Below are 8,818 nucleotides of genomic sequence, written 5' to 3'. Positions count from 1 at the left end.
TACAATCAAGCCGCAATCCCAAAAATTAGCGCGATAAATTATCGACACGTCCTAAGCGCTCACTTGCGGCCGCCGATCCTTCCACGGAATCTCCTGCTCGAGCTGCGCCGACGCCGCCAGCACGGTCGCCTCGTCGCCATAGCGGCCGACCAGCTGCACGCCGATCGGCACGCCGCCTTTCGACCAGCCAAGCGGCAGCGAAATCGCCGGCTGGCCTGAAATGTTGAAGGGGAAAGCGAAGACCGCGTCCGTCCATTTGGCGTTGTAGCGGTCGATGTCCGTCTCCGACATGTCGTAATAGCCGAACGGACGCGGCAGCTGCGTCAGCGTCGGCGTGATGAAGAGGTCGTAGGCGTTGAGGTCGCCGACAATGTCGCGGCCGACCTGCCTGAGCTGCTCGACATCGCAGATGTGCCTGACGCCGCTGGTGGCGCGGCCGCGCGCGATGATCGCCCAGGTCACCGCCTCGACATCGGCCGGCGTCACCGGCCGGCCGATCACCGTTTCAAGATAGTCGAAGGTCGCCGCCGTCTGCACGCAGGTCATGTTGGTGTAGGTCGCCCAGACGCCGTTGGCGTCGAGCGGCATGTCATGCTCCTCGACATGATGTCCCAGCCGTTCGAGCGTTGCCACCGTCGCCAGCACCGCCGCCTTCACCTCGGGGTCGATGGCGGTGCCGTTGGGCGGCGTGACGGTGAAGCCGATGCGCAACCTTTTCGGCGCCCGCGCCGACAGGCTGAGCCACGGGGCATCGGGAACCGGCGGCGTATAGGGATCGCCCGGCAGCGCACCCGCCACCGCATCGAGATAGGCCGCGGTGTCGCGCACCGTGCGCGAGCAGCAGAGAAAATAGGCGCCGCCATACCAATAGTCGCCGAACGGCGCGAGGCTGACGCGGCCGCGCGACGGTTTCAGCCCGACAATGCCGCAGCACGAGGCCGGAATGCGGATCGAACCGGCGCCATCGCTGGCTTCGGCGATCGGCACCATGCGCGAGGCGGTTGCCGCGGCCGCACCACCGCTCGAACCGCCAGGCGTGATGCCTTCCTTCCACGGGTTCTTGGTCACGCCGTAGAGTTTCGGCTCGGTTGTGATCGACCAGCCGTTCTCGGGCGCGTTCGACTTGCCGACCAGCACAAGTCCCGCGGCCTTCATGCGGCGAACCACTTCGGTGTCGGAGTCGGCGACGACATCCCTGAGGTAGAAGCAGGAATTGGTGTTCGGCGCGCCGGCCCAGGACGAGGCCAGTTCCTTGAGCAGGAACGGCACGCCGGCGAAGGGCGCCGATCTGTCGACCGTTTGCGCCTGCGCCCGCGCCATGTCGTAGAGGCGATGGATGACCGCGTTCAGCGCCGGATTGAGCCGCTCGACCAGCGTGATCGCCGCCTCGACCAGTTCGCCCGGCGAGACCTGGCCGCCGCGCACCAACCCGGCCAGATCGAGCGCATCGGACTCGGCATAGGTTTTCAACAGACTGTCGGTGACGGCGGCCATATCTCTCTCCCTTGCCATGCTCCCGCAAGGTCGCCGGGCAGGCATCCGGCCATCGCGGAATTTTTCGGACCATGCTGTGGTGGCACCGGAGCCGCCTCCAGCGGCAGCGGCCGGATTGCGTCAGGCCAGCTCCACCGTCCGCCCCAGCGCGATGCTCTGTTCGGCGGCGAGCACGATGCGCAGGCTGTTGACCGCCGCGTCCATCTGCTCGGTCAGGTCGAGGTCCTCGCGGATGGCGCGCAGGAAGAAGGCCTGCTCGCGGTCGCACAGCTCCTGGTGGCCGGGCTCGTCCTCCATGCTGACGATCTCGTCGGGTTTGGAAAAGTTCTTGTCGCCGTCGACCGCGGCATAATGGATCTTCAGCGCGTCGGTCTTGGTGTGGCGGTCGATGTCGGCCGAATTGGAAACCTCGGCGTCCGGGGCGGTGCTGGCAGCCTGGCCGGCGACGATCGACACAGCGCCCTTCGGGCCTACCACGTCCTTCACGAAATAGGCCGTCTCGCTCATCATCGGGCCCCAGCCGGCCTCGTACCAGCCGACCGAGCCGTCATCGAAGGTGACGTGCAGATGGCCGTAATTCTGCTTGTCGGCCTCGGCCCACAATTTGGCGCCGATGCCGTGCACGCGCACCGGCCTGGCGCCGGTCAGCTGGCACATGACGTCGACATAGTGCACGCCGCAATCGACGATCGGGATCAGCGAATTGATCAGGTTCTTGTGCCAGTGCCAGGCGCTGCCGCTGCTCTGCTGGTTGAGGTTGAGGCGCATCACCAGCGGCTTGCCTAGCGTCTTGCCGACCTCGATGAACTTGATCCAGGAGGGGTGTACGCGCAGGATGTAGCCGAGCACCAGCTTGCGGTTCTTGGCGCGCGCCGCCGCCACGACCTTCTCGGCATCCTCGATGTTGGTGGCGAGCGGCTTTTCCATGAACACATGGCAATTGGCCGCGATCGCCTTCAGCGCGTATTCGGCATGGGTGTTCGGCCAGCTGTTGATCGAGACGGCATCAGGCTTCGTCTCCTTCAGCGCCAGGTCGAAATCGTCGTAGAGCGGATAGCCGGCTAATTCCGCAGGGATTTTGCTGTTGCTCTTGATCGAGCGGCTCATGATGCCGACGATCTCAAAACCCTCGGAGCGATGATAGGCGCTGGCATGCGACGCCCCCATATTGCCGAGACCCACCACCAGCACTTTTACTCTGTCGGCCATGTCAGCCTCCCACGCTTTTCTTCAAAGGATTGCGGGCGGCAACCTTGTCGCCGCCCGGTTCTGCCGCCGGCAGTCCTTACTTGACCGCCGAATCGAACAGATGTGCCTTGATCTTCTCGACATCGAGCCCGGCAAAGCCTTCCGACAATTTGGCGCCGTCGGCATCGGCCTTGACCTTGGCCTTGTCGAAATCGTTGGCCGCCGGGATCAGGTCGTTGGTGCAGACATCCTCGGCCTTCACCGGATTGGTGATCTGGCCGATCTTGTGGATCTCGTCGAAGAAGCCCTGCCAGCTCGCCATGTCATGCGAACCCCAGCCGCCGCGCTTGTCCATGTCGCCGCGGAAGACGTTGATCTGCTGCAGGATCGAGGTGGTGCCGAGCTCCGGCCCGAGATTCTTGGCCAGCGTCGGGAACTGCTCGAACACCGCTTCGACGGCGGCGCGCGGGTTCTGGTAGCCGAATTCGAGGCCCATCGCCCAGCCGCGCAGGTATTTTTCCAGGAACGCCTTCTTGTCGGCATCCTCGAGATCGGCGGCGCGCACGACGAAGGTGTTGGCCGGGAGCTTGGAGTTCTTCACGCCGAGCCAGTATTCGAAGTCGAGGCCCTTGGCGATCCATTCGGCGCGCAGCCCCTCCCACGACAGGGCAGCATCTCCCTGGCCGCCGGCCAGTGCGGTGCCCCAGGTCGGCCAGCCGGCCTCGACATACTTTACTTTCTTGATGTCGACGCCCTGCGCGGCGAGCAGCGGATCGGTGATCGACTGCCAGGCAGCGGAGCCGAGCAGGATGGTCTTGCCTTCGAGCTTCTTCAGGTCGTTCGATCCTTCGCCCTTGCGGAAGGCGATGCTGAACGTGTCGCGCGCGCCCATGTGGAACACCGACTTCAGCTTCATGCCGTTCTGGATGGCGAAGGAGAACACCCCGGGCGAGGGAAAGCCCATATCGGCCTGGCCGACATCGACGAACTTCACCGTCGCCGTGCCGTCCGACGGTCCAGGCTGCATGTCGGTGTCGAGCCCGTCGAAATAGCCGGCTTTCTTGGCCGCCCAATAGGGATAGTCGTCGAGCACTTCGAGCGTGCCGCGCGGCGAGATCCAGGTGAACTTGCCATAGGCCTCGGCCCTGGCCTTGAGGCCGGAGGCGCCGAGCGCGGTTGCCGTCACCAGGCCGGCGCCGGTCACTTGCAGAAAGTATCGGCGGCTCATTCCTGCCTGTTGGGTGAAATTGTCTTTGGTCATGGCACTCCCCTTTTTGTTGATTTGTCAGTCTTGCCCTACCGCCCGCCTCCCGGGCGTCTTGCCTCAGATCCTTGTTTTCAAGCCTCCCAGCTCGCCCATTTCTTGCCGATCAGGAAGAACAGCACGTAGATCAGGATGCCGAGCGTCGACAGGATCAGCACCACGGCGAAGAATTGCGGCATCTGGATCATCGACGAATAGGTGGTCAGCCGGTTGCCGAGGCCGAAGCCGCCGCCGACCATCTCGGCGCCGACGGCGGTGAGCAGGCCGAAGATGGCGCCGATCATCAGCCCGACCAGGATCATCGGCAGCGCCATCGGCGCGCGGATCTTCCAGAAGATCTGCAAGGTGCTGGCGCCGTAGGACCGCGCCAGCGCGATCTTGGCGCTGTCGACGCGGCGAAAGCCTGTGGCGGCGTTGATCATCACCATCGGCCCGGCGGCCAGCGCCACAGCGATGATGCGCGGCGTGTAGCCGAAGCCGAAGCGCAGGATGAGCAGCGGCACCAGCGCCAGCATCGGCGTGGTGACCAGCAGCAATATGTAGGGCGCGACGATCTTTTCGGCGAAAGGGAACTGGGTGATGACGGCGGCCAGCACCAGGCCGACGACCGCGCCGATGGCAAAGCCGGAGACCAGCTCGACCAGCGTGTAGCCGAGATGCGGCGCGATCAGCGGGAACTCGTCGAACAGCGCATAGGCGATCGAGCTCGGCGGCGGCATGATGTAGAGCGGCACATGGAACAGCCGCAGCGCCAGTTCGATGCCGCCGATGATGACCACGGCAACGGCGATGATGGCCGCCACTTCCTTGCCCGACTTGATGCCGGGACCGCTGGCGAAGGCCGACAGATTGGTCAGGCTGACCTCCTGACCATCGCCCGATTTGGATTTGGAGAATTCCGGGATGGCGTCGCTCACGGCCTGATCCTCACGATCTCGGCGCTGGCGCGCTCCTGTTCCGGCGCCTTCGGCCTGGCGCGCTCGCCGACAATGTCCATCTTGATCCGGTTGGTGAGGTCGAAGACCTCCTTGGTCGCCATGATCTCCAGCGAGCGCGGCCGCGCGAACGGCACGCGATACTCCCTGGCAACCTTGCCCGGCCGGGCGCTCAGCACCACCACGCGGTCCGACAGAAAGATCGCTTCCTCGATCGAGTGGGTGATGAAGACGATGGTGGTCTTGGTGTCGAGCCAGATCTCCTCGACCAGCCGGTTCATCTCCTCGCGGGTGAAGCTGTCGAGCGCGCCGAACGGCTCGTCCATCAACAGCACCGAGGGCTTCAGCGCCAGCGCCCGCACGATCGCCGCGCGCTGCTGCATGCCGCCCGAAAGCTCACGCGGGAACTTGCCGCCGAAGCCGTCGAGGCCGACGCGGTTCAGGAGATGCGCGATCCAGGCGCGATCCGGCTTTTCGCCCTTGATCTCGAAGGGAAAGCGGATGTTGGCGTCGAGATTGCGCCAGGGCAAAAGGTTGGCTTCCTGGAAGACGATGCCGATATCGGGATGCGGACCGGTGATCCTGGCGCCGTCGAGCCGGATCTCGCCGCTGGTCAGGCCGTGCAGGCCCGACATCGACCACAAGAGCGTGGTCTTGCCGCAGCCGGACGGGCCGACGATCGAGACGATTTCATTGGCCCTGACATCGAGGCTGCAGCGGTCCAGCGCCAAGAGGTCGCCTGACGCCGTGTGATAGATCTTGGTCGCTGCCTGCACGCCAAGCTTCGGCGTTGTTGTCTCGCCCGCGTTCATCCGCCCCTCGGAGATTGCGTGATGATCCGGTAGGTCATCCCTGCCAAAAATCAGTCTGTAACTATCCTACTTTGCTGTCAAGCGCTCGCGGTGGTAACCGTATCATCAAAATCCCAACTGTTGCTTAGTACATTGTTTTCATAGAGTTATACCGGCCTTGAAAAGCGTGTTGCTTTCCTACATACTCCAAAAGGAAACGCGAGTTTGTCCCGAAGCGCGCAATGGTTGCAGCGCGGCCGGGCGCATGGAACGATGGCGTGCAAACATGGTAAGAGGTCAGGTCGAAAAGGCAGGGAAGACCGACCTCATGACCGAAGCTGACAGCCAGCAAGAACCCGTTGCAAGCCACGAGCCGGAGGGACGCGACATCAGGCGCATCCCCGACATCATCTCGCTGGTCAAGGATTCCTACAGTGAGTTGAGCCCGGCGGAGCGCCGCGTCGCCGATGTCGTGCTCGACGATGTCAAATACGCCGTCGACGCCTCCAATGCGGCGATTGCCGAACGCGCCGGCGTCAGCGAGCCGACGGTGACCCGCTTCTGCCGCGCCATCGGCTGCGAGGGCGTGCGCGATTTCAAGCTGAAGCTGGCGCAGAGCCTCGTCGTCGGCGCGCTCTATCTGGCCAAGCCGCCGGCGGTCAGCAACGACAATGGCATGCCGTTGTGGAACGCCGTGTTCGGCGAGGCGCGCCGCGCGCTGCAGGAGGCCGAACGCCAGCTCGATCCGGGCGAACTGCAGAAGGCTGCGGAACTCATCGCCAAGGCCCGCCAGGTCACCGTCTTCGGGCTCGGCGGCAGTTCCTCGGCGCTGGCTCAGGAGACGCAGTACCGGCTGTTTCGCTACGGCATCACGGTCAGCGCCCAGTGCGATCCCTATCTGATGCGCATGACCGCCTCGACGCTGAAGCCGGGCGACCTGGTGATCGCCATTTCGGCGACCGGGCGCACGCGCGAGGTGATCGAGGCCGTGGAGCTCGCCAAACACTACCGCGCCAACGCCATCGCCGTGACGGCGCCCGACACCGATCTCGCCCGTGCCTGCGACGTCGGGCTGACGGTGGCGGTGCCCGAATATCCCGACACGCTGAAGCCGACCGCTTCGCGCTTCGCCTTCCTGGCGGCGATCGACCTCTTGGCCGTGGCCTCCGCCTACAAGCTCGATGGCTCGGCGCGCGAGACGGTGCGCCGCATCAAATACAACGCCCAGATCCACCGCACCGGCAAGGAGATGGAGCCGCTCGGGGATTAGTCCACTGCAGGAAGAGGGAAGACATGCTCGAAATGGCACCGACGAAACAGGCAGCCGCATGGCTGGAATCCCTGGGGCAGGCGCTCGCGGCCGGTGATGCAACGGCGGCTAGCAATTTGTTCGCCGACGACTGCTACTGGCGCGATCTCCTGACCTTCACCTGGAACGTCGCGACCATGGAAGGCCGCGAGGCCATCGCCGACATGCTCGAGGCAACGCTGGCGACGACCAAGCCAACGGCATGGCAGATCACCGGCGAGGCGACCTCGGACGATGGCACGATCGAAGCCTGGTTCACCTTCGAGACCGCTGTGGCGTCGGGGCAGGGCATCCTGCGCCTGCGCGACGGCCGCTGCCGCACCTTGTTCACGGCGATGACCGACCTCAAGGGGTTCGAGGAGCGCAAGGGTTTGGCGCGGCCGCTCGGCGTGCGCCACAAGGCCGATCCCGAGCGCGAGACCTGGTCGGAAGCGCGGGCGCGCGAGACGCGCGATCTCGGCGCCACCGAGCAGCCCTATTGCCTGGTCATCGGAGGCGGGCAGGGCGGCATCATGCTGGGCGCGCGGCTGCGGCAGCTCGGCGTGCCGACCATCGTCATCGAGAAGAATGCAAGGCCCGGCGATTCCTGGCGCAACCGCTACCGCACGCTCGTGCTGCACGACCCGGTCTGGTACGACCATCTGCCCTACATTCCGTTCCCGGAGAACTGGCCGGTCTTCACGCCCAAGGACAAGATGGGCGACTGGCTGGAAATGTACACGCGCGTCATGGAGCTCAATTACTGGGTCGCCACCAGATGCCTCAGCGCTTCCTATGACGAGGCGCGGAAGGAGTGGACCGTCGTGGTCGACCGCGTCGGCCGGCAGATCACACTGAAGCCGAAACATGTCGTCTTCGCCACCGGCGCCTATGGGCCGCCGCGAAAGATCGATTTGGCCGGCGCCGCTGCGTTCAAGGGCGAATTGCTGCATTCCAGCCAGTATGCGAGCGGCGACAAATTCCGCGGCAAGAAAGTCGCCGTCATCGGCGCGGCAAGTTCGGGGCACGATGTCTGCGTCGACCTCTGGGAAAGCGGCGCCGACGTCACCATGATCCAGCGCTCGCCCACCACCGTGGTCAAGTCGGACACGCTGATGGAAGTCGGCTTCGAGATCTTCTCGGAAAGCGCGCTGGCGCGCGGCATCACCACCGAGAAGGCCGACATGATCGTCGCCTCGACGCCCTTCGCGCTGGTGCCCAAGGGCCAGCGCGCGCTCTACGAGGTGATCAAGGCGCGCGACGCCGCCTTCTACGACCGCTTGCGCGCCTCCGGCTTCGCCATCGACTTCGGCGCCGACGAGACAGGGCTCTTGATGAAGGCCTACCGCACCGGCTCCGGCTACTACATCGATGTCGGCGCTTCCGACCTGATCATCGACGGCAAGATCGGCATCCGCAGCGGCGTCGCCATCAAGGCGCTGACGGCGACAGGCATCCTGTTCGAGGACGGCAGCGAGCTCGAGGCCGACGCCATCATCGCCTGCACCGGCTACCAGTCGATGAACGAGAACGTCGCCGCGCTGGTCTCGCGCGAAGTCGCCGACAAGGTCGGCCCCTGCTGGGGCCTCGGTTCCGGCGTCAAGGGCGACCCCGGCCCCTGGCAAGGCGAATTGCGCAACATGTGGAAGCCGACGGCGCAGGAAGCGCTGTGGTTCCACGGCGGCAACCTGGCGCTGTCGCGGTTCTATTCGAAATATGTCGCGCTGCAGATCAAGGCGCGGATGGAAGGGATTGCGACGCCGGTCTATGGGGCGCCGAGCAACTCCGGCAACGATGCGTCTGGTTCCTCGCCGCATCGGGTTTGACGCCCTCGGCGTCGCACATCGAGCAACGGGAG

Annotated in this window: 7 protein-coding genes; 2 read left to right on the top strand and 5 right to left on the bottom strand. The window is 64.8% G+C overall.

Going from position 1 to position 8,818, the window contains the following annotated elements; all coding sequences use genetic code 11:
- Window positions 1-51: 51 nt before the first annotated feature.
- The 5 genes from QQK95_RS30280 to QQK95_RS30260 form a co-directional block, all read right to left on the bottom strand.
- Window positions 52-1,494: an amidase gene (locus QQK95_RS30280; RefSeq protein ID WP_284278105.1), complete on the bottom strand. Its 1,443-nt coding sequence runs from the start codon at window positions 1,492-1,494 to the stop codon at window positions 52-54.
- 120 nt (window positions 1,495-1,614) lie between these two features.
- A complete protein-coding gene (locus QQK95_RS30275) occupies window positions 1,615-2,703 on the bottom strand; it encodes a Gfo/Idh/MocA family protein (RefSeq protein WP_284278103.1) in 1,089 nt (362 codons plus the stop codon).
- Between the two features lie 76 nt (window positions 2,704-2,779).
- Window positions 2,780-3,943: an ABC transporter substrate-binding protein gene (locus QQK95_RS30270; protein ID WP_284278102.1), complete on the bottom strand. Its 1,164-nt coding sequence runs from the start codon at window positions 3,941-3,943 to the stop codon at window positions 2,780-2,782.
- 77 nt (window positions 3,944-4,020) lie between these two features.
- Window positions 4,021-4,863, bottom strand: coding sequence for an ABC transporter permease (locus QQK95_RS30265; RefSeq protein ID WP_038650727.1), 843 nt, complete (start codon window positions 4,861-4,863; stop codon window positions 4,021-4,023).
- Window positions 4,860-5,693: an ABC transporter ATP-binding protein gene (locus QQK95_RS30260; protein ID WP_284278100.1), complete on the bottom strand. Its 834-nt coding sequence runs from the start codon at window positions 5,691-5,693 to the stop codon at window positions 4,860-4,862. The genes QQK95_RS30265 and QQK95_RS30260 overlap by 4 nt, the downstream gene beginning before the upstream one ends.
- A gap of 307 nt (window positions 5,694-6,000) precedes the next feature.
- Between QQK95_RS30260 and QQK95_RS30255 the strand changes: the two genes are divergently transcribed.
- Window positions 6,001-6,942: a MurR/RpiR family transcriptional regulator gene (locus tag QQK95_RS30255; protein ID WP_284278099.1), complete on the top strand. Its 942-nt coding sequence runs from the start codon at window positions 6,001-6,003 to the stop codon at window positions 6,940-6,942.
- 23 nt (window positions 6,943-6,965) lie between these two features.
- Window positions 6,966-8,786 (top strand): NAD(P)/FAD-dependent oxidoreductase, encoded by a 1,821-nt coding sequence (locus QQK95_RS30250; RefSeq protein WP_284278097.1) that lies wholly within the window; start codon window positions 6,966-6,968, stop codon window positions 8,784-8,786.
- The last annotated feature ends 32 nt before the right edge of the window (window positions 8,787-8,818 follow it).

Origin of the sequence: Mesorhizobium huakuii, assembly GCF_030160235.1 — a bacterium.
In the GTDB taxonomy this organism is placed as follows: Bacteria; Pseudomonadota; Alphaproteobacteria; order Rhizobiales; family Rhizobiaceae; genus Mesorhizobium; species Mesorhizobium huakuii.
Note: the sequence above shows the minus strand (reverse complement) of the source record. Positions and strands in the feature narration are given on the sequence as shown.

Coding starts and splice junctions, on each gene's coding strand:
- QQK95_RS30250 (WP_284278097.1), top strand. CDS start 6,966: ATGCTCGAAATGGCACCGACGAAACAGGCAGCCGCATGGCTGGAATCC.
- QQK95_RS30255 (WP_284278099.1), top strand. CDS start 6,001: ATGACCGAAGCTGACAGCCAGCAAGAACCCGTTGCAAGCCACGAGCCG.
- QQK95_RS30280 (WP_284278105.1), bottom strand. CDS start 1,494: ATGGCCGCCGTCACCGACAGTCTGTTGAAAACCTATGCCGAGTCCGAT.
- QQK95_RS30275 (WP_284278103.1), bottom strand. CDS start 2,703: ATGGCCGACAGAGTAAAAGTGCTGGTGGTGGGTCTCGGCAATATGGGG.
- QQK95_RS30270 (WP_284278102.1), bottom strand. CDS start 3,943: ATGACCAAAGACAATTTCACCCAACAGGCAGGAATGAGCCGCCGATAC.
- QQK95_RS30260 (WP_284278100.1), bottom strand. CDS start 5,693: ATGAACGCGGGCGAGACAACAACGCCGAAGCTTGGCGTGCAGGCAGCG.